This is a genomic window from Veillonella sp. T34266-5, from assembly GCF_002959815.1.
GTDB classification, from domain to species: domain Bacteria; phylum Bacillota; class Negativicutes; order Veillonellales; family Veillonellaceae; genus Veillonella; species Veillonella atypica.
Genome location: NZ_PPCZ01000003.1, coordinates 1 through 19,526 on the forward strand (window position 1 = coordinate 1; position 19,526 = coordinate 19,526).

Annotated in this window: 22 protein-coding genes; all 22 read right to left on the bottom strand. The window is 39.8% G+C overall.

Going from position 1 to position 19,526, the window contains the following annotated elements:
* On the bottom strand, positions 1–537 hold a 537-nt coding region (locus VIHSUH07_RS00830; protein WP_199176818.1), incomplete at its 3' end, for a transposase-like zinc-binding domain-containing protein.
* A 261-nt stretch (positions 538–798) separates the two neighbouring features.
* Positions 799–1,902: a nicotinate-nucleotide--dimethylbenzimidazole phosphoribosyltransferase gene (locus VIHSUH07_RS00835; protein WP_105083554.1), complete on the bottom strand. Its 1,104-nt coding sequence runs from the start codon at positions 1,900–1,902 to the stop codon at positions 799–801.
* Complete coding sequence (locus VIHSUH07_RS00840; RefSeq protein ID WP_105083555.1) at positions 1,899–2,936, bottom strand: nicotinate-nucleotide--dimethylbenzimidazole phosphoribosyltransferase; 1,038 nt, start codon at positions 2,934–2,936, stop codon at positions 1,899–1,901. Before VIHSUH07_RS00840 ends, VIHSUH07_RS00835 begins: the two co-directional genes overlap by 4 nt.
* A gap of 11 nt (positions 2,937–2,947) precedes the next feature.
* The gene (locus VIHSUH07_RS00845; protein ID WP_016476509.1) at positions 2,948–3,835 is read right to left on the bottom strand and encodes a prephenate dehydrogenase; all 888 of its coding nucleotides are present in this window, start codon (positions 3,833–3,835) and stop codon (positions 2,948–2,950) included.
* A 62-nt stretch (positions 3,836–3,897) separates the two neighbouring features.
* Positions 3,898–5,244: an MATE family efflux transporter gene (locus VIHSUH07_RS00850; protein ID WP_105083556.1), complete on the bottom strand. Its 1,347-nt coding sequence runs from the start codon at positions 5,242–5,244 to the stop codon at positions 3,898–3,900.
* A gap of 35 nt (positions 5,245–5,279) precedes the next feature.
* A complete protein-coding gene (locus tag VIHSUH07_RS00855) occupies positions 5,280–5,999 on the bottom strand; it encodes a LemA family protein (protein WP_105083557.1) in 720 nt (239 codons plus the stop codon).
* Between the two features lies 1 nt (position 6,000).
* A complete protein-coding gene (locus tag VIHSUH07_RS00860; RefSeq protein WP_105083558.1) occupies positions 6,001–7,833 on the bottom strand; it encodes an MAG1210 family protein in 1,833 nt (610 codons plus the stop codon).
* 239 nt (positions 7,834–8,072) lie between these two features.
* A complete protein-coding gene (locus tag VIHSUH07_RS00865) occupies positions 8,073–8,945 on the bottom strand; it encodes a 2-oxoacid:ferredoxin oxidoreductase subunit beta (protein ID WP_105083559.1) in 873 nt (290 codons plus the stop codon).
* A 1-nt stretch (position 8,946) separates the two neighbouring features.
* Entirely contained in the window at positions 8,947–10,698 is a 1,752-nt protein-coding gene (locus VIHSUH07_RS00870) for a 2-oxoacid:acceptor oxidoreductase subunit alpha (protein ID WP_105083560.1), read from the bottom strand.
* Between the two features lie 141 nt (positions 10,699–10,839).
* On the bottom strand, positions 10,840–11,625 hold the full coding sequence (gene truA, locus VIHSUH07_RS00875) for a tRNA pseudouridine(38-40) synthase TruA (protein ID WP_105083561.1): 786 nt from the start codon (positions 11,623–11,625) through the stop codon (positions 10,840–10,842).
* Positions 11,625–12,425, bottom strand: a complete 801-nt coding sequence (locus tag VIHSUH07_RS00880; protein WP_005376984.1) for an energy-coupling factor transporter transmembrane component T family protein — start codon at positions 12,423–12,425, stop codon at positions 11,625–11,627. The genes truA and VIHSUH07_RS00880 overlap by 1 nt, the downstream gene beginning before the upstream one ends.
* Positions 12,415–13,275 carry an energy-coupling factor transporter ATPase gene (locus VIHSUH07_RS00885; RefSeq protein WP_105083562.1) on the bottom strand — a complete coding sequence of 287 codons (861 nt, stop codon included), beginning with the start codon at positions 13,273–13,275 and terminating at the stop codon, positions 12,415–12,417. The genes VIHSUH07_RS00880 and VIHSUH07_RS00885 overlap by 11 nt, the downstream gene beginning before the upstream one ends.
* Positions 13,275–14,138: an energy-coupling factor transporter ATPase gene (locus tag VIHSUH07_RS00890; protein ID WP_105083563.1), complete on the bottom strand. Its 864-nt coding sequence runs from the start codon at positions 14,136–14,138 to the stop codon at positions 13,275–13,277. The genes VIHSUH07_RS00885 and VIHSUH07_RS00890 overlap by 1 nt, the downstream gene beginning before the upstream one ends.
* Positions 14,139–14,312: 174 nt before the next feature.
* Positions 14,313–14,648 carry a 50S ribosomal protein L17 gene (rplQ, locus tag VIHSUH07_RS00895; protein ID WP_005377090.1) on the bottom strand — a complete coding sequence of 112 codons (336 nt, stop codon included), beginning with the start codon at positions 14,646–14,648 and terminating at the stop codon, positions 14,313–14,315.
* Between the two features lie 12 nt (positions 14,649–14,660).
* Positions 14,661–15,659, bottom strand: coding sequence for a DNA-directed RNA polymerase subunit alpha (locus VIHSUH07_RS00900; protein ID WP_005381705.1), 999 nt, complete (start codon positions 15,657–15,659; stop codon positions 14,661–14,663).
* 72 nt (positions 15,660–15,731) lie between these two features.
* Positions 15,732–16,121, bottom strand: a complete 390-nt coding sequence (gene rpsK, locus VIHSUH07_RS00905) for a 30S ribosomal protein S11 (protein WP_004695151.1) — start codon at positions 16,119–16,121, stop codon at positions 15,732–15,734.
* Positions 16,122–16,140: 19 nt separating this feature from the next.
* Entirely contained in the window at positions 16,141–16,509 is a 369-nt protein-coding gene (gene rpsM / locus VIHSUH07_RS00910; RefSeq protein ID WP_005377185.1) for a 30S ribosomal protein S13, read from the bottom strand.
* 23 nt (positions 16,510–16,532) lie between these two features.
* Positions 16,533–16,646 (bottom strand): 50S ribosomal protein L36, encoded by a 114-nt coding sequence (gene rpmJ, locus VIHSUH07_RS00915; RefSeq protein WP_004695148.1) that lies wholly within the window; start codon positions 16,644–16,646, stop codon positions 16,533–16,535.
* A gap of 26 nt (positions 16,647–16,672) precedes the next feature.
* Entirely contained in the window at positions 16,673–16,891 is a 219-nt protein-coding gene (gene infA / locus VIHSUH07_RS00920) for a translation initiation factor IF-1 (RefSeq protein WP_005377071.1), read from the bottom strand.
* A 22-nt stretch (positions 16,892–16,913) separates the two neighbouring features.
* The gene (map, locus tag VIHSUH07_RS00925) at positions 16,914–17,684 is read right to left on the bottom strand and encodes a type I methionyl aminopeptidase (protein ID WP_005377194.1); all 771 of its coding nucleotides are present in this window, start codon (positions 17,682–17,684) and stop codon (positions 16,914–16,916) included.
* A 3-nt stretch (positions 17,685–17,687) separates the two neighbouring features.
* Positions 17,688–18,251: an adenylate kinase gene (locus VIHSUH07_RS00930; RefSeq protein WP_004695145.1), complete on the bottom strand. Its 564-nt coding sequence runs from the start codon at positions 18,249–18,251 to the stop codon at positions 17,688–17,690.
* Between the two features lie 12 nt (positions 18,252–18,263).
* On the bottom strand, positions 18,264–19,526 hold the full coding sequence (secY, locus tag VIHSUH07_RS00935) for a preprotein translocase subunit SecY (protein WP_005377189.1): 1,263 nt from the start codon (positions 19,524–19,526) through the stop codon (positions 18,264–18,266).

The following is a 19,526-nucleotide window of genomic DNA, read 5'->3' on the forward strand; positions in this document are numbered from 1 at the left end:
TGTCGTATATCGTCTAACCTGACAAAAAATGTGAAACAGGCATCTTTGGTGACTGCTATGAGGCCAAACTTTACGTAATGCTTTAGGCAAACCATTAGCACCATCAGACACAACGACTTTAGGTTCAGCAATCCGTTCCATTAAACACTGCCAAGCTCTAGCATGCTCATAACGGCAGACATACCATCCTAGAACATGAGTATCATTGCAACAAATCAACACACATAAATTCCTAGCTAAGTAAATTCCATCAAGATATACCACATCATGTACTTCTTCCACTTTTGGAGGCAATGGCCATATAGACCAAAACTTAGCGGTTTTACGCCTGAATGTACGACCTTTACCAGGCATATCAGCTTGAATATCGGTGCTGAATAACCAACTCAAGAATAGGTTTAACTCTTTACTTAAATTATTAATTTTAACGGTAAATGCCACCTTACAATGTTTACAAAACCAACGTTGAGAACCAGATTTTAAAACACCATGTTTAATACATTTTTCATTACAATCAGGACATTTTATTTGTCGCATAAACTCTTCCTCCATATTTGTTTATATATAGGAAGATATAACCTCATTTTAATCAGTAATTACAAGGGTTAATTGATGTTTTCACCCACACTTTTTGTCCACCCTCAAACTTCTCCAGAAAAAGATTAAACCCTTATAACACTAGTAAATATCTAGTGTTATAAGGGTTTTCACACACACTTTTTGTCCTATAAGCCAATATATACCTCCTTTACTATTTCTTAAATAAAGGAACTATATATCATGAAGTCCTCTCTATCATTATTTAATATCTTCTTGTCTACCTTTACCGGCACCATCCTCAGCGGCACGAACCTCTGCTTCTACGAATGTTTTCATGTCATTTAACATATGCATAGATGCATCTACGATAGATAGCCCCATTGTAGAGCCTAAGCCTTCATCGATTTGTAAATCATAATGTAATGGAGGTTTTACATCTAAAAAACGACATTGTTCCTTATGAATAGGATCATCGTAAACAGCGGATGAGAAAACATAGTCTTTCACCAATGGTTCCATCGTCACTGCTGCGAGTACAGCAGCACCAGTTAGTGCATTATCGTATACCACAGCCATCCGATGGCTAGCAGCACCTAAGATAAAGCCTGTTAAGAAAGCAATATCGAGGCCACCTGCTACATGAAGCAAACGCAATACAGCAGTGCGGCGGTCGCTTTCAGATAAAACAGACCAATCATCTACAGTAATATCAAATGGATCTACAAACGAATGGATGTGTACAGCACGCTGTACAATGGTAGGTCCATTATCAAATTCTGTCAATAAAGTCTCGTACGATGCGCCTGTAATGGTAGCGGTCGTAACCAACGCATCAAGGAATGTGCGTTCACCTATATTACCTAAGGCCACCACTTGTAGGCCTGCTTCATGTAATGTATCCGCATAACCAAAGCCCATTTCAAGCGCCTGTTCCAATTCATCATGACTAATAGAAGGTTCTACGCCAAAGAAGTGGGACCCATTACGAATAACTCGAGAATCAATATTTGCCAAATGATTTGTATCTTGTTCTAAGCCAATATTAACAACGTAAACCGGTGCTTGTAATTTAAATGCCGCCCCTTGCGTAGCACTCATGCCTTCATTAAATCGTTTTATTGCATTTAAACTAGTATGTCCATGTTCAACATTTTGAGGACCGTCCACAAGATGGTCTGCGCCTACAATAAGAACACCATATTTTAAATGATTTGGTTTAGGATTCGCCAATACGCCTGCAAATCGTTCAGCTATCGTTTCGAGCATAGCCAGGCTATAAATAGGTTTGGTTAAATTATCAATGCGATACCGGCATGTTTCCATCGCTTTCGTATCTAATGGTTGAATGTTAAAAGCTCTCATGCCTTACCTCCTGTGACAGACTTATACATATGCACTGCAAGGTCAAGCATCCCCATTTGAACGGAACCACCAGAGGCTTCCCCTAAGCAAAGACCTAAGTCCACATAGGCTTCTAATCCAAGATTTTGCAATGAAGATTTAGCCGCTTTTTCTGCAGATAAATGAGAGGCCATAACGTAGTCCATGGAGGCAGGAACCAATGTTTTAGCCACCAGTGCACAAGCAGATGTATTAAAGCCATCGATGATGACCATACCATGATGAGCAGCTGCCCCCAAAATGACACCTACAATACATGTAAATTCAAAGCCCCCTACGGCAGCCAAAATACCAATGGCGTCGTCCTTTGAGATATCCTTATATTTAACTAATACATCATGAACGATGCGTTGTTTTAATTTAAGGCGCTCATCGGAAATATTCGTGCCTCGCCCAGTGGCCTCTTCTGCAGTAAGACCGGCAAACTTAGCCGTCATAAGCGCACTAGCTGTCGTGTTGGAAATCCCCATTTCACCTACAAGAAACACATTGTACCCGTCAGCCATCTTTTCTTGAACCAATTTGATGCCCGTTTCAATACCTTCGATTGCTTGTTCCCGCGTCATAGCCGGTTCTTCTACAAAATTCTTTGTGCCCATCCCCAACTTATGAGAACGCAGTCCAGGGACCCAGCTCATATCCGCATCAATGCCCATGTCGATCACTTCCATATGCGCACCACAATAATTGGCCAATGAATTGGCGCCAGCCCCTTTTGGAATTAAATAGTTTTGCGTCATGCCAACAGTCGTTTCCTTTGGATAGGCACTAACCCCCATATCGGCAACGCCATGATCGGCAGAGGCAATGATCATACAAGGTTTTGGAATTGTTACATCCTTTTGATTTGTAGCTGCCCCATATTGAGCCACCATATTGACGAGACGTCCATATTGCTTACTATCTGACGCATCATTCCAATTCTTAATAATATGTTGTTCAATCTCTTTACTACGACTGTGAATCGCGTCGCAGGTTTCTTGTAGTAACCCCATAACAACTCCTCTTAATTATTCTTAATTTGTCCCGTCAAGTACGGTAATTTATTTCTAACATCTCGGCTTCTATGTAAATAGTCTTCTAAGGCTTGGCCTTCGTCTTCTTGTGAAAGTATTTCTTTTACCCGACGAATTTCGTCTTCCATTTTAGACAAACCTTCTAATACATTATGACGATTCCCATAAATGATTTCACGCCACATGGATGGCAAACCGCCGGCTACACGCGTACAGTCACGGAATCCACCTGCGGATAAGCGCATACGTAATTCGCCGAGCTCATCGCCACCAGATACCTGTGTTAAAATGGCGGCTATCAGATGCGGCATATGGCTAACCATCGCTAAATACGCATCATGAGCATATACATCGACAAATTCGATACGGGAACCAACGGCACGCCCCATATCAGCCAATTCTTTAGCCACCTCTTCATTATACACATCAGAAGCCTTATCCTCTAATACAATCCACCCCATGCCTTTAAATAGGTTTTTATGAGACACTTCATAGCCGCCCTTTTCAGATCCCGCCATAGGATGAACAGATACGAAAAAGGTTCCCTTTGGAATAGATTCATACACGGCGCGTACAAAATTTTCCTTTGCACTGGATACATCTGTTACCACCTGACCTGGTTTAAACAGATGAGCCACCTCTGTAAAAAGTCGAGCATTAGTATCTGGCGGCAAGGAAAACACTACGATATCCGAATGTTCAATGAGTGGTTCTACCTCGGTCCAAGCTTGGGATACTACCCCATCTTGTAATGCTGCATCACATACCTCTTGTCGGCGTGCATACCCTACGACATCATAATCTGTATAGGCTTTCAAAGCCTTTGCCAACGAACCACCCAACAAACCTAATCCAATGATACCTACGGTTTTACTCATATAAACCTACTTTCACAAGCGTCCCTATATCTCCAATATAGAAACGCAAACAAACTATATCACTACACCTCAATAAGGCGTTTTTCTTTCCATTTTCCGCTATACCAGCGATAGATAAACAATACACCTCGTAAAATCTCATCAGCAGCCATAGCAATCCATATGCCTACAAGGCCCCAGCCCCAATAAATACCAAATAGGTACGATAATGGCACAGCACATAACCACATGCCAAAGATGCCAACTAGCATTGGGGTACGAATATCACCTGCAGCCTGTAAACAACCGACCATAACGATATTGACCGCCCGCCCTAGTTCAAGGAAAATCTCAACCAAGAGCACATTATGGGCTAAGGATAAAATTTCAGGATCCGTTGTAAATACAGATAGAACCGTATCACTCGTTATATAAAAGAACGTTGCCAATCCTACATTGATAGCGATGGCTAAAAACATAGAATGCCACACGCGATTCGTTACTTCATCTTGCCGTTTAGCGCCCATCAAGAATCCTACGATAACTTGCGATGCATTCGATAAGGCTATGGTATACACATAACACAACATGGCGATGACATATACATAAACCTTCGTATTAATCACAGTTAACCCTAGAATATTGACCATCTTCATAATCGTCGTTTGCGATAATTGATAGCTCAATGTTTCACCGCCGGATGGCACACTAATATGGAGCAAGGATTTAACCGTATGCCAAGGAAAGGGTCTTAAATAAGACGTGCTAACCTTCAACTGCAACAGTGTCTTGAACAGATATACGATGATAAGAAGGCCAATTACCTTTGAAAGCCACGTAGAAATAGATACACCGAGTACACCAAGACTCGGTATTGGGCCATGACCGAAAATTAGAATATAATTCGTTCCTACATGGATAATATTCATAACGAGTGCCACATACATGGTAATACGCGTCAACGAATGACCTCTAAATACGGCAACCAATGCATAGTACATGGCCTGTATTGGTAGTCCTGCCGCTACAATAGTCGTATACAACGATGTATCCCCCATCGTTTCTGGTGGTATCCCAAGCCATGTAAAAATCCATTCATGACAAGTGATAAAAAACACCGCCGCCACAGAGGAGAATACAAAGTTTATCACTAAACTAACGGTACAAACTTCTGATAACTTCGACTGATTTCGAGCGCCCAAGTATTGGGCAATTAATATCGTTGTAGCCGTGCTCATAACAACGATGAGCATGATAAAAATATTTAAAATTTGATTCGCATTAGCTACAGCGGCTACCGCCTGTGGCGAGTAATGACTCATCATCAGTTGATCGATATTACCGACGAGCATTTGCAGGAATACTTCGATAAATATAGGCCAGCTTAAGGTCCAAATAGACAAGCTAATGCCTTTTTTATATGTTTTCATAGTATCCCCTTTTTATGACTACCAAATGTTATGAACTAAAAGAAAACACCTTTTGCCTTTTCTTTAGTTTCTTGATCTGCTATGAATGGAATTCTTGTGGTTCTACCTTCCTTAGCAGCTACAATTTTTTTGAATGGAAAATCGAATATTTCTCGATTCCAAGTATTTACCGCATCATTATATAACGTTCTAGCAGCTGTAATTTCTTTTTGCAAATATGAATTTTGTTGCATTGCATCGCGAATTGTATCTTGGCTTTGCAATTCTGGATAATTTTCTATAGCTACATTTAATGCTCTCGTCGCTTTATTAAGCTGAGCATTTACATCGCTTCTAGATTCTTCACTAAAATTACCACTTCTATACTTTGCAATATCCACAAGAATATCTTTATCTACTTCAATAGATTTTTCTACGAGTTTAGCCGCATTAGAAAGAATGACAACCCGTTGTTCCATATAGTTATCAATTTCAGATGCTGCATTTTGAATTCGTTGTTCCATCATATTAAATTCGGAACTAATTTGTTTTAATCGCCACCAAGGATAAACAAGTACAACCACACCTATAGCAGATATGAGGTACTTGTCTATAACTATCCCTAAAACGATGCCAATTACACCGATAGCCATTAGAATCGTAGGTATCAATTTTTCAAAGCCACTTGTTTCTACGGGAATCACCTTAGCAATAACATGTACATCTCGACCTTCTGTCATAATCTCTGGGTTCATTTCATCAAGTTGATTAGCCATTTTACTTACCTCCATTTTGTTCAAAAATCGTATTTAATAAGTCTACGAGAGACTGATTATCCTTATAGAGTTTCCCTGCCATAAAATGTCCATAGGCAAAGGAACCATTTTTATTATTTTCGGATCGTTGGTAATGATTCAATTCTTTAACACGCTTGAAGTCATCGTCAACTGTATCTACTTCTGCTACTTCAATAAGTTCATGCTTTGTAACCGGCACATACTCATTCCACTTAACTGGTACATAATAGGTTCTACCATTACCTGCTGTAACAGGAACCTCATCCACATGCTCAATAGTCCTATACGAATAAGCATCTACCTTAATAATTTCCGAATCTGCCTCTTTTTTATAGTGACTCGTTTTTAGCAATGTTTTAACATTACTCCTCTGCGTTGCATCAGGAGGAATAAATAACCCAAGGTTCATCTTATTCGCGAGCATTTCTGTAATGTAATCATTATATTTAAAATCATAAGATTTCTTATAAATATAATCAGTAGAAGCCATTTGTTGATATACAGGAATTGCTAAGACTGGCAAAAATGAAAAATACATATGCTCAAAATAGCTACAGTTAAAATTAATGAATTTCTCTTTAATCTTTTCAAAGGAGAAATCATAGTATTGTGATGGTACGGTATCGAAATTCCAATCCATAGAGTTATCAGTTAAAATTTCATTGATTTTGCATTGTTTATTGAAAACAAAGTCATCACCATAGGGAGAATTCTCAAAAATATCTTTGTAATTACTTTGTGCTAATGGGGTGAATAACACGCGGAACTCGACCTCATTATTTCGGTCTAATGCATTAAATTGTGCATCGAATTCTTCATTCGCCAAGGCTTGAAAGTTTCCACCATCTTCTAAAGCATCTTGGCTTTTCTTTCTAAGACTTGCAATCCGTTTTGCTAGCTGAATCTTTGCGCCGCCCAAATTAAATAGGCCCTTTTCTGGTGGTCTTCTATGGAATATTAAATTCGGTGCTGCATGATTACCATATACCAAGGATATTCTATTCGCATAATATGGACCAGGTCGTTTTAAAGTGGCGCGAAGTGTTTCACTTACATCTCTAGTTTTTGTATTGCCATCAGAATCTATATATTCTTCTGTATAGACAACCTCACGAGTACCTTCATATGTATAATCATCAATCCAATGGATAATACGCTTAATAAACACAAAAGGATTTCCTAAAATATCTCCGGAAGTAATATCCAATGTAGAGCGATTTACATCATCTTTTTCTAAAAAGCCATAATCTTTAACGAGCTGTTCATAACGCTCCATATTAAAATTGGAATCTAAATGAATAAAGGGAATTGCCTTTTTGATGAGCTCCGCCGTCATTTCACTATGAAACAAATCATTCAACGGTTGCATCATTTCATAGCCTTCTTCACGCATTTGACTCAGCGTTGCATCTAAATCATTCAGTTTTGCTTCTAGGCTCTTACGATTAGGTCTAATCCAATACAAATACAAACCTATGCATAGGGCCATAATAGCAATGCAGACAACGATGGATAGGATATCTATCTGTGGTTGTGAAAACTGATACACACAATAAATAAGTGCACCTATGCCTACAATGAAATCAATAGTTCGTATGATACCAAACCGTTTATAAATACTATTTGACTGATCTCTATTTTCTGAAACATTTGTATACTTATCGATTAAGTCTTTATTTTTATTTATATCAACCTTTGATTGATTTACCAAATCTTTAAAGTAATCCTCTGTGATACTTTGAAATGTATCCTTAAGATTTTCTCTGTAATACTTTAGTGGTTCTAGTAATGCTTCATTATATTCATTCGACACGTTACTCTACCCCTCTATCTTATGGCTGTAATAGTACAATAATAAATCGATACGCCTAGCAGGTACTGCACCTATGTTTAATTATAAATATCTTAAATTAAAATTAGTATATCAGTTAAGAAAAACTCCGTAAAGTAATATATCACTAACAAAAATGTAATAAAATGAAAATCCTCTCTTTACATAGTAGTCAGTAAAGAGAGGATTTATATCAGAGCACGATATATGCTAAGTTAAACCTATTTAAATTGATTGCAAAGGCTATCAAATAATGCTTGATCAGGTTTAACAACATCTTCAGTCAATGGACGTGGATGTGTACCACCATTAACAGCGGCCATAGCTTTTTCAAAGGAAGGTTTAGTCGTATCTTGATAGATAAGACCAGTAACCAAACCTTGTGTTTCACCTAATGTTTTAAGTGCAGTCGCACGGTCTGTTGGATCATATCCTTCTGGCAAGCTAGTCAAATGTTCTTTGAACCAGTCATAGCTATTGTGTTTGTTGTATGTAACACATGGGCTAAAAACGTTGATGAAGGAGAAGCCTTCATGGTCCATAGCTTGTTGAATCAAATCAACGAGTTCAGCACGGTTAATCATATAACCTTGTGCAACAAATGTAGCACCTGCAGCGATAGCAGTTTCACAAACGGACAATGGTGTTTCAAAGGCCCCACGAGGTGTTGTTTTTGTAACAAAACCGATATCGGAACGAGGGGATGCTTGACCTTTAGTCAAACCGTAAACATGGTTATCCATAACGATATATGTCATGTTTACATTACGTTTGAAAGCATGAATAGTATGACCCATACCGATAGCGAACGCATCACCATCACCGGAACAAGCGATAACTTCTAAGTCTTGGTTAGCAAGTTTAACGCCTTGAGCGTATGGAAGCGCACGACCATGAGTTGTATGTGCACCATATGCATAGAAATAACCACCGATACGGCTAGAACAACCGATACCAGAGATAACTGCCAATTTTTCAGGTGGAATATTTTTTGCTACTACTGCATCAGTAATGGCAGCTTGTACCCCATAATGACCACAACCAGGGCACCAGTTAGGGCGAATATCATTTCTGTAATCTTTAGCTGTTGTCATATTATAGGACCTCCTTAATTGCATTTTTCACATATGATTTTGTGAATGGATTACCATCATATTTCAAGCAGCTAGAAATTTTGGATTTCTTATGCATGTTGATTTTGAATAGGTTAGTCAATTGACCTGTTGCATTATGTTCTACAATAACAACTTTTTTAGCTGCATCCATGAATGGTTGCAATTGTTTTGCAGGGAATGGTTTAATCAAACGAAGTTGTAAATGGTTAACTTTAACGCCTTCTTGATCGAATTCAGCAACTGCTTCTTCGATAGCACCACGGCTAGAAGCCATACCTACAACGAGTACATCAGCTTCATCGTATTTTGCATTGTTCAAGAATGGTTCATAGTTATCAGCTACAGTTTCCAATTTGCGGAAACGTTTATCAGTTTGCGCTACGTGCATTGTAGGCGCTTCTGCTGGTTTACCTTCTTCATTATGTTCTAGACCTGTAGAAAGGAATAGACCATTTTTCATGCCAGGAATCGTACGAGGAGAAATGCCATCTTCTGTCAATTCAAAGCGTTTGAAGTATTTAGGTTGTTCCAATTCAGGAAGGTCTGCTTCCTTCATCATTTTACCGCGGTTAATAGGTACGCGATTCAAATCGAATGTAGGAACGGATTGTTTATTCAAGCCTTGTTGTAAATCCGGCATAAAGATAACTGGGCATTGATACATTTCTGCCAAGTTGAAAGCTTTTTGAATTTCGTAGAAACATTCTTCGATGGATGTTGGAGAAATAACGATACCTGCATAATCGCCATGAGCGTTGTAGCAAGCCGCATCAATATCGGATTGTTCTACCTTTGTAGCCATACCTGTGGATGGGCCGGAACGTTGTACGTCGATAACAACCATAGGAAGTTCTGCCATGGATGCCATAGACAAGGATTCTGCCATCAAGGATAGACCAGGACCAGAAGTACAAGTGAAACCACGAACACCTGCGTATACACCGCCCATAGCTGTCATACAAGCCGCGATTTCATCTTCTGTTTGAACGATAGTAGCACCTAATTTATCCATGTTTTTAATCATGTATTCCATTACTTCAGATGCTGGAGTAATAGGATAGGATGCCATGAAACGGGAACCTGCTGCAATAGCACCAAGAGCACATGCTTCATTACCTAATAAGAACATTTGATCTTTCTTACCAGGAGCTGGTAATGTATCGATTTCTACATCACCTAATTTTTCCATTACAAGGCTATGACCATCATCAAAAGCTGCCAAGTTTTTATCCACGATTTCTTGGGATTTTTTCGCAAATTTTGCAGCGATTGCATCTTTAAACATCTTAGTATCGAAACCAAGAAGCGCTACGGACATACCAAGTGCCACGATATTACGCATCAACAAGGAACCTTGTTTCATTGCCGTTTCAGAGATTGGCAAGGATAAGCAGTTAACTTTGGAACCTTCAAATATAGAAAAATCTGGTTTTACTTTACTATCGCAGATGATATAACCACCATCACGCACTTCACCGCCGTGCATATCAACAGTTTCTTGGTCAAGAGCCAACAAGAAGTCTACGCCTTCACCAATGGACATAACTTGTTCCAATGCAACGCGCAATGCGAAGGTAGTATGACCACCTTTGATACGGGATGCAAACAAACGTTGACTGTATAGAGAATATCCTTCTTTTGCAAGGATTGTAGCCATGATTTCGCCACAGCTCTCGATACCTTCACCTTGTTGCCCACCCATTTTCCAGATAAAATCTTTACGTTTTTGCAAGAGATTCACCCTCCTTAGGATATAATTACAATGCTGACAAGAGTCTACCCTATGTATATTAATTACAGCTAAGTAATAAACCTGTCTTATAGTGCAATTGTAACATGTATAGTAGACGTTTTACAATGTAACATTTCATAATTATTCTTCTTTAATACGTTCTATTACCGCATGTAGTCTATCAGTAGTAAAGAAAATTTCTTCTAATACTAGGCCTTGAGCCGGTGCTGTTTTTCCAATTCGCTTACGGTCCTTTGCGGCCAATAGTTCAGGAATTTGAGCCACTGACTTTCTACCAAGTCCCACATCCACTAATAAGCCAGCTATATTTCGAACCATATGATATAAAAATCCATCACCCACAACAGAAATATCGATACGACCCGCTTTCTCTTTAATACCGATGGCATAAATAGTTTTTACCGGATCTACGGGTGTTGTATTAGCCCCTTTCAATGTAGAAAAATCATGCGTTCCTTCAAGAGCTTTGCCTGCTTGACGCATGGCTTCAACATCTAGAGGTTTCTTTACATGCCAATGATACCGCTGCCCCATAGGGTCTGCAATTTCACGATTATAAATGGAGTAAATATATTCCTTACCAAAAATGTTATGACGAGGTTTCCAATCTAATGGTATCTCAACAGCCTCTGTTACAACGATATCCTTTGGCAAATGGGCAATTGTCGCCCGTGGAATATTCTCTACCGGTATGGATCCCGATGTTTGAAATGCACAGACTTGAAAGCGCGCATGTACACCCGCATCGGTACGCGACGCACCATAGATTTGGATTCGTTCAGCACAAATAATAGATAATGCCTTTTCCAAAGCCCCTTGAACTGTAATCCCCTTATCAGCAGGTTGTTTCTGATAACCCGCTAAATCAGTACCATCATAGGCCACAATTAACCGTATATTCCGCATTATCCTAACCACCATAGGATTAATAAGATAGCCGTTACAATAAACACGGCTCCCAAGCCTACATAATCAACCCATGTAATGCTGAGTTCTTTCATGCGCGTACGATTAACACCGCCGCGATAGCAACGTGCTTCCATAGCGATAGCCAATTCATCGGCACGGCGGAATGCACTAATAAATAATGGCACTAAGAGAGGTACCATATTTTTAGCTCGCTGAATAATCGAACCTGTTACAAAATCAGCACCACGAGCCGATTGGGCCTTCATAATACGATCCGTTTCATCAAGCAAGGTAGGAATAAAACGCAATGCAATGGTCATCATCATAGCTAGTTCATGAGCCGGCACACCGATGCGGCGGAATGGGTTTAGTAAATGTTCAATGCCATCTGTCAGCCGTATAGGTGATGTCGTATAGGTTAGCAATGACGAGAATAAGATTAAGAATACCAATCGTGCCGCCATTTGCAAGCCCATAGCAAGTCCATTATCCGTAATATTAATGATGCCATAGGAGATGATGCTATTACCAGGAGTTGTAAAAATATGAATCCCCATTGTGAATACAATGATAATCCATAATGGTTTTATCGCATTCCACATCAAACGTAATGGCAGACGAGATAATAACATAGCTCCAATGGTGAAAGCCGCCACGATGCCATATGCCAATGGTGTGTTCGCCAAGAATATGGCAACAACGAAAATAGTAGTGCCTATAATTTTTGCCCGTGGATCCATGCGATGTAATAACGAGTTACCAGGGAAGAATTGGCCAATTGTAATATTATTTAACATGTTGACCTCCTTCTAGAATAGCTTGTACAGCATCATCTACGGTTAATACTTCGTTTGATACATCAAGGCCTCGGTTCCGCAATGATTCGATCAATACGGACACAGGTGGCACATCTACGCCAACCTGTTGTAATACATGGCGATGATGATTAAAGATATCTAACGGTTTACCATCCAGTACAATCTGACCCTTATCTAATACAATGAGACGATTCGCCATGCGTGAAATATCTTCCATATTATGAGATACGAGGATGACTGTTACATCCTTTTCCTTATGTAGTTTAATAATTTCATCAAAGATTTCTTCACGCCCAAATGGATCAAGGCCTGCAGAAGGTTCATCGAGTACAAGAAAATCCGGTTCCATCGCCACTACACCAGCTATGGCAACACGGCGCATTTGACCGCCAGATAAATGAAACGGAGAACGTTCAGCATAGGTATCATAATCCAGACCTACAAAGGCCATAGCTTCACGCACTCGACGATCTACCTCTTCTGCATCAAGGCCTAAGTTTTTTGGCCCAAATGCAATGTCTTCGGCAATCGTTTCCTCGAAAAGTTGATGTTCAGGATATTGGAATACCATGCCTACCTTATGACGCATATGTTTTGCTTCATCAGTTTTTTCACTTACGTCCACACCATTGACCATCACTTTACCAGTCGTAGGATGCAATAAACCGTTGAGATGTTGCACAAATGTAGATTTACCCGATCCAGTATGTCCAATAATGCCAAGAAATTCACCATTTTCAATGGTTACGGAGATGCCCTTCAACGCAGTTTTCTCAAAAGGAGTACCCACACCATAGGTATAGGTAATATTATCTAATACAATAGCCATCAGTGTGCCTCCTTCGCATAGTACGTCGTTAATGCATCACCAAGTTCATCATTAGTAATGATATCATTAGGGATATCTATGCCCTTTTGAATGAGTTTCGATGCAACCTCAGCTGCAACAGGTACGTCTAAGCCCAAATCTTTTAGCGTATCCACTTGAGTAAAGATTTCACGCGGTGTTCCCTCTTGTAATTTAACGCCATTTTTCATAACCACAACACGGTCTGCGGTTACCGCTTCCTCCATAAAATGGGTAATGATTACAATGGTAATACCTTCTTCTTTATTAAGTCTATGAATTGTTTCAAGAACCTCTAAACGCCCTTTTGGATCCAACATAGCAGTAGGTTCATCTAGTACGATACAATCTGGTTTCATAGCAAGTACGCCGGCAATGGCAATCCGTTGCTTTTGACCTCCAGATAGTAAATGTGGACCATGTTCCGCATATTCGGTCATGTTTACTGCAGCCAAAGCATCATCAACACGTTTACGAATTTCAGCACTAGGTACGCCCAAATTCTCTGGACCAAATGCTACATCCTCTTCTACCACAGCTGCTACGATTTGATTGTCTGGATTTTGGAATACCATGCCCACATGTTGGCGAATATTCCAAATATGTTCATCATCTAATGTATCAAAACCACATACGACAACATGTCCCTCTGTAGGTTGCAATAACACATTAAAATGCTTAGCCAATGTACTTTTACCACTACCATTAGTACCTATAATGGCCACAAATTCGCCGCGTCGTATGGTAAGACTCACATCATCCAGGGCACGCACGTCATTACCATTTTCATCAACATATAAATGGCTTAAATGATTGACCTCAATCATTGCTTCGTTTGATTTCATGAATAGCCTCGTATCTTTCTAGTCAATTTCGTTTTATGTGAAAGTTAACAATTAATCTTCCATTACTACGATAACTGCTACTATATAACGATATTTGTACTAGTCGATTGTACCATAAAATTGACAATAAAAAAACGGTGTTGCAACCGAAGTTACAACACCGTATGAGTTTGATTAAACTAACTCGATAATAGCGCAAGGTGCAGCGTCACCTTTGCGAAGACCAGTTTTGATTACACGAGTGTAACCACCTTGACGGTCTGCATATTTTGGAGCAATTGTATCAAACAATTTTTTTACTACGCTTTCATCCATGAGGTATGCAAGAACTTGGCGACGTGCATGAAGATCACCACGTTTAGCCAAAGTTACCATTTGATCAGCCAAAGAGCGAAGTTCTTTCGCTTTAGCTTCAGTAGTTTCAATACGCTCATATTGGAAGAAAGATGTTAACATGCTACGGAACAACGCTTTACGAGCGGAGCTATCGCGGCCTAATTTTCTGTACATTCGTCTTCCTCCTTATTCGCCTTTTTGCTTAAGATTAAATCCACCTGGGTGGTTGCTGAGTTTTTCAGCGATTTCGTCGATAGATTTTTTACCTAAGTTGCGAACTTTTCCTAAGTCATCAATGGTTTTGTCTAGCAAATCTGCAATTGTGTTGATACCAGCACGTTTCAAGCAGTTATACGCACGCACAGAAAGTTCCAATTCATCGATGGAAATCTTAGCTGGGCCGTCATCTTCTTGAACATCTTGAGGAGTAGGATCAACTACATCGCCTTCAAGATTTTGATCGTCTAATTCAACAACACTTGTAGAGTGCGCTAATTTAGTGAAGTTCCCTAAATAACCAATCATAATGGCAGCAGATTTTGCCACTGCATCAGCAGCGGTAATGGAACCATCAGTCCAAACTTCTAATGTAAGTTTGTCGAAGTCCATTTCATTACCTACGCGAACATCACTCACTTCGTATTTAGCACGAAGAATTGGGGAGAAGATGGAATCGATTGGAATGCAACCGATAACATCTGTATCCTTTTTATTCTTAGTGGAAGGAACATAGCCCTTACCACGTTCGATTACTACGTCCATTACTAAATGAGCTGTTTCATCCATTGTCGCAATCACGAGCTCTGGATTCAATACTTCTACTTCTGGTGGAAATTGTTCAGCCAAATCAGCAGCTGTTAATACACCATCCTTTTGGAAATCAAAGTGAACTTCCAATGGCCATTCTGCATCTTCTTCAAGCTTAATGCACAATTGCTTTAAGTTAAGGATGATATCCGTAACATCTTCGCGGATACCAGGAATAGTAGAGAATTCATGAAGAACCCCATCAATTTTGATAGAGGTGATAGCTGCCCCATCCAAGGATGAAAGCAAAATTCTGCGCAAGCTATTACCGAGAGTGATACCATAGCCACGATCCAATGGTTCGCATACGAATTTACCATAGCGACCGCCTTCGGCGATGTCCACTTTCTCGATTTTAAGTTTCTTTTCTTCGCTCATCAGGAACATCCTCCTATATAACACACGTTCTTAGTTTAATTATAGCACGGCCGTCAAAACAGCCGTCTATTATTATACACGACGGCGTTTTGGAGGGCGACAACCATTGTGAGGAATTGGAGTTACGTCTTTAATGGAAGTAACTTCAAGACCTGCAGCTTGTAAAGCACGGATTGCAGCTTCACGGCCGGATCCAGGACCTTTTACAAATACTTCAACAGTGCGAAGACCATGTTCCATTGCAGCTTTAGCAGCTTGTTCAGCAGCCATTTGAGCAGCGAATGGAGTGGATTTACGAGAACCACGGAAGCCCAAGCCACCAGCGGAAGCCCAAGACAACGCATTACCGTTTGTATCTGTCAAAGTTACGATAGTGTTATTGAATGTAGAACGAATATGAGCCGCACCGGATTCAATATGTTTCTTTTCTTTTCTTTTAGTTCTAACAACTTTTTTAGCCACGCTTTATCCCTCCTTTATCTTATTTCTTTTTACCAGCAATTGCTTTTCTAGGACCTTTGCGAGTACGTGCATTCGTTTTAGTACGTTGACCACGAAGTGGTAAACCCATACGATGACGTTTGCCTCGATAGGAGTTGATTTCAATCAAGCGTTTAATGTTAAGTGCTTCTTCACGACGAAGGTCACCTTCTACTTTATAATCAGCATCTAACACTTCACGAATTTTCGCTACTTCATCTTCAGAAAGATCGCGAACACGTGTGTCAGGATTGATACCAGTTTTAGCTAGAATTTCATCTGCTAAAGTAGGACCAATACCATAAATATAAGTTAAACCAATTTCCACTCGTTTATCACGAGGTAAATCTACACCGGCGATACGTGCCATTTAAATCTCCACCTCCTATCAGATTATCCTTGTTTTTGTTTATGTTTTGGATTTTCGCAAATAACCATTACGCGGCCTTTGCGTTTAATGATTTTACATTTTTCGCATATCTTTTTAACTGATGGTTGAACCTTCATTAGTACCTCCTTTGTGGACCCTATGCTTATTTAAAGCGATAGGTGATGCGACCACGATTTAAGTCATATGGTGTCAGTTCCATAGTAACTTTATCACCAGGAAGAATACGGATAAAATTCATACGCATTTTACCTGACACGTGAGCTAATACCACATGACCATTTTCCAATTCTACTTGGAACATAGCATTAGGTAATGCTTCTACTACCGTACCTTCCACCTCAATAACGTCTTCTTTTGACATATTTTTTCCTCCGGTTACCTGTTTATTTAATTAACCGCGGTTCATCACGCATGGTTAATATTTCAGGGCCGTTTTCTGTAACAACCACTGTATGTTCGAAATGAGCAGCTGGTTTACCATCAATGGTAACTGCCGTCCAGTCATCACCCAACACACGAACTTTATAGGAACCTAATGTAATCATTGGTTCAATACACAATACCATACCTGGTTTCATCACAGGACCGTGGTCCGGATTACCATAGTTTGGAATTTGTGGATCTTCATGCATTTCACGGCCTAAACCATGACCAACGAAGTCGCGAACGACACCGTAACCATGTTTCTCACAATACGTTTGAACAGCGTGACCGATAGCACCGATATGGTTGCCAACTTTCACTTGTTCGATTCCCTTGAACAGACTTTCCTCTGTTACTTTTAACAATTTCATCACATCTGGTTTGACATGACCAATTGGAATTGTCACAGCCGAATCGCCGTGATATCCATCAATAGATGCTACAAGATCAATACTGAGGACATCACCATTTTTAAGCTTACGCTTAGCGCTCGGAATACCATGAACAACTTCTTCATTGATAGAAGCACAGATTGTAGCAGGGAACCCATAGTACCCTTTACAACTTGGTATACCACCGTGGCTGCGAATATATTCTTCGGCAATTGTATCTAACTCAAGCGTCGTGATGCCAGGTTTAGCCTTTTCTACTAACAAGGACAACGTGTCTGCTGTAAGCTTGCTTGCCTTGCGGATACATTCAATTTCATGGGCAGATTTCAAAATAATCATGGATTATTTCTCCAAAGCCTTAATGATGTCAGCAAATACTGCGTCTACATCTTGTAAACCATTAATTTCTTGATACAAACCGCTATTACGATAGTAATCAATTAATGGTTTAGTAGATTCTTCGTACACAGCTAGACGTTTCTGTACTGTTTCAGGGTTATCATCAGCACGATTTTCAAGAACTGCTCGTTCACTAATGCGTTTAACAAGTTCTTCAGAAGGAACATTTAAGTTAAGCACAGCGTCCAAAGAAATTCCTAATTCTTTTAAGATTGCATCCAAGGATACAGCTTGCGCTGTAGTTCTTGGGAATCCATCAAGAATAAATCCAGATTTGCAGTCATCTTTAACCAAGCGATCACGTACGATACCAACAGTTACACTGTCTGGTACCAATTGACCAGCATCGATATATTTCTTAGCCTCAACTCCAAGAGGTGTTTCGTTCTTAATCGCAGCGCGGAACATATCACCTGTTGAAATTTGGGGAATACCGTATTTTTCAATAAGTCGAGCTGCCTGTGTGCCTTTACCAGCACCAGGAGGTCCCATTAATAAAATATACATTCTGTTTCCCTCCTATTTTACAAAGCCCTTATAGTGGCGTGTTACCATAAGTGACTCAATTTGTTGCATTGTATCAAGTGCTACACCTACAACGATCAAGAGAGCTGTACCACCAAAGTATACGCCTTGCACGCCTGTAATCGTACCGAGGAAATTCGGTATGATAGCTACGATAGCTAAGAATACAGCACCAGCCAATGTAATCTTGGTCATCACGTTATCCACATAATCAGCAGTAGGTTTACCCGCACGAATACCAGGGATAAAACCACCGTATTTTTTCATATTATCTGCCATATCTGTAATGTTGATAGAGATTGCAGTATAGAAGTATGTAAAGATAAAAATCAATATTGCATACAATGCCGTTTGTAACGGCGTTCCCCAGGTGAATAAATCCGCAATTTTATGAACAAAATCGTTTTCAATAAATTGCGCAATCGTTACAGGGAACATCAACACAGATGACGCAAAGATAATTGGAATTACACCTGCCTGATTGACTTTCAACGGCAAGAATGTAGAGTGACCACCGTACATTTTACGACCAACTACGCGTTTAGCATATTGAATCGGAATACGACGTTGGCCTTGCGTAACTGCTACTACAACAGCAATCATTGCAATTGCAATTACAGCAAATAAGAATGCTTGGAACATGTTAATTGTTCCAGTTTGTATATATTGGTAAATGGTTTGAAGACCATCTGGTAAACGTGCTACGATACCAGCAAAGATAATCAAGGAAATACCATTACCAATGCCATATGCTGTGATTTGTTCGCCAATCCACATCAATAAGCATGTGCCTGCTGTTAGGATGATAGCTACAACAAATACACTAAGGATATCATTATTTACGAGAGCGGAATTTGCACGTAGTGCAAACGCCATGCCAAAGGCTTGGACAAAACCTAAAACAACCGTACCATAACGAGTTACCTTCGCAATTTTTTTACGGCCCTCTTCACCATCTTTACTCCACGCTTCAAACTGTGGAACTACAGCTTGAAGTAGTTGCATGATGATGGAAGCATTAATGTAAGGTGTAATACTCATTGCAAAGATAGAGAACTTACTTAGCGCACCACCAGCAAACAAGTCTAATAGACCGAATAGGTTACCGGATGTAAACAAAGATTCAATTACAGATGCATCTACACCAGGTACAGGGATGTGAATGCCGGCTCTAAACACGGCAAACATCATCAATGTGTACAAAATCTTATTACGCAACTCGGTAATCTTAAAGATGTTCGAGAGGCTATCTAGCAA

Coding starts and splice junctions, on each gene's coding strand:
- VIHSUH07_RS00890 (WP_105083563.1), bottom strand. CDS start 14,138: ATGAAATCAAACGAAGCAATGATTGAGGTCAATCATTTAAGCCATTTA.
- rpmJ (WP_004695148.1), bottom strand. CDS start 16,646: ATGAAGGTTCAACCATCAGTTAAAAAGATATGCGAAAAATGTAAAATC.
- truA (WP_105083561.1), bottom strand. CDS start 11,625: ATGCGGAATATACGGTTAATTGTGGCCTATGATGGTACTGATTTAGCG.
- VIHSUH07_RS00885 (WP_105083562.1), bottom strand. CDS start 13,275: ATGGCTATTGTATTAGATAATATTACCTATACCTATGGTGTGGGTACT.
- infA (WP_005377071.1), bottom strand. CDS start 16,891: ATGTCAAAAGAAGACGTTATTGAGGTGGAAGGTACGGTAGTAGAAGCA.
- VIHSUH07_RS00850 (WP_105083556.1), bottom strand. CDS start 5,244: ATGAAAACATATAAAAAAGGCATTAGCTTGTCTATTTGGACCTTAAGC.
- VIHSUH07_RS00835 (WP_105083554.1), bottom strand. CDS start 1,902: ATGAGAGCTTTTAACATTCAACCATTAGATACGAAAGCGATGGAAACA.
- VIHSUH07_RS00930 (WP_004695145.1), bottom strand. CDS start 18,251: ATGTATATTTTATTAATGGGACCTCCTGGTGCTGGTAAAGGCACACAG.
- VIHSUH07_RS00865 (WP_105083559.1), bottom strand. CDS start 8,945: ATGACAACAGCTAAAGATTACAGAAATGATATTCGCCCTAACTGGTGC.
- VIHSUH07_RS00900 (WP_005381705.1), bottom strand. CDS start 15,659: ATGAGCGAAGAAAAGAAACTTAAAATCGAGAAAGTGGACATCGCCGAA.
- VIHSUH07_RS00855 (WP_105083557.1), bottom strand. CDS start 5,999: ATGGCTAATCAACTTGATGAAATGAACCCAGAGATTATGACAGAAGGT.
- VIHSUH07_RS00880 (WP_005376984.1), bottom strand. CDS start 12,425: ATGTTAAATAATATTACAATTGGCCAATTCTTCCCTGGTAACTCGTTA.
- map (WP_005377194.1), bottom strand. CDS start 17,684: ATGATTATTTTGAAATCTGCCCATGAAATTGAATGTATCCGCAAGGCA.
- VIHSUH07_RS00845 (WP_016476509.1), bottom strand. CDS start 3,835: ATGAGTAAAACCGTAGGTATCATTGGATTAGGTTTGTTGGGTGGTTCG.
- VIHSUH07_RS00840 (WP_105083555.1), bottom strand. CDS start 2,936: ATGGGGTTACTACAAGAAACCTGCGACGCGATTCACAGTCGTAGTAAA.
- rpsM (WP_005377185.1), bottom strand. CDS start 16,509: ATGGCACGTATCGCCGGTGTAGATTTACCTCGTGATAAACGAGTGGAA.
- rplQ (WP_005377090.1), bottom strand. CDS start 14,648: ATGTACAGAAAATTAGGCCGCGATAGCTCCGCTCGTAAAGCGTTGTTC.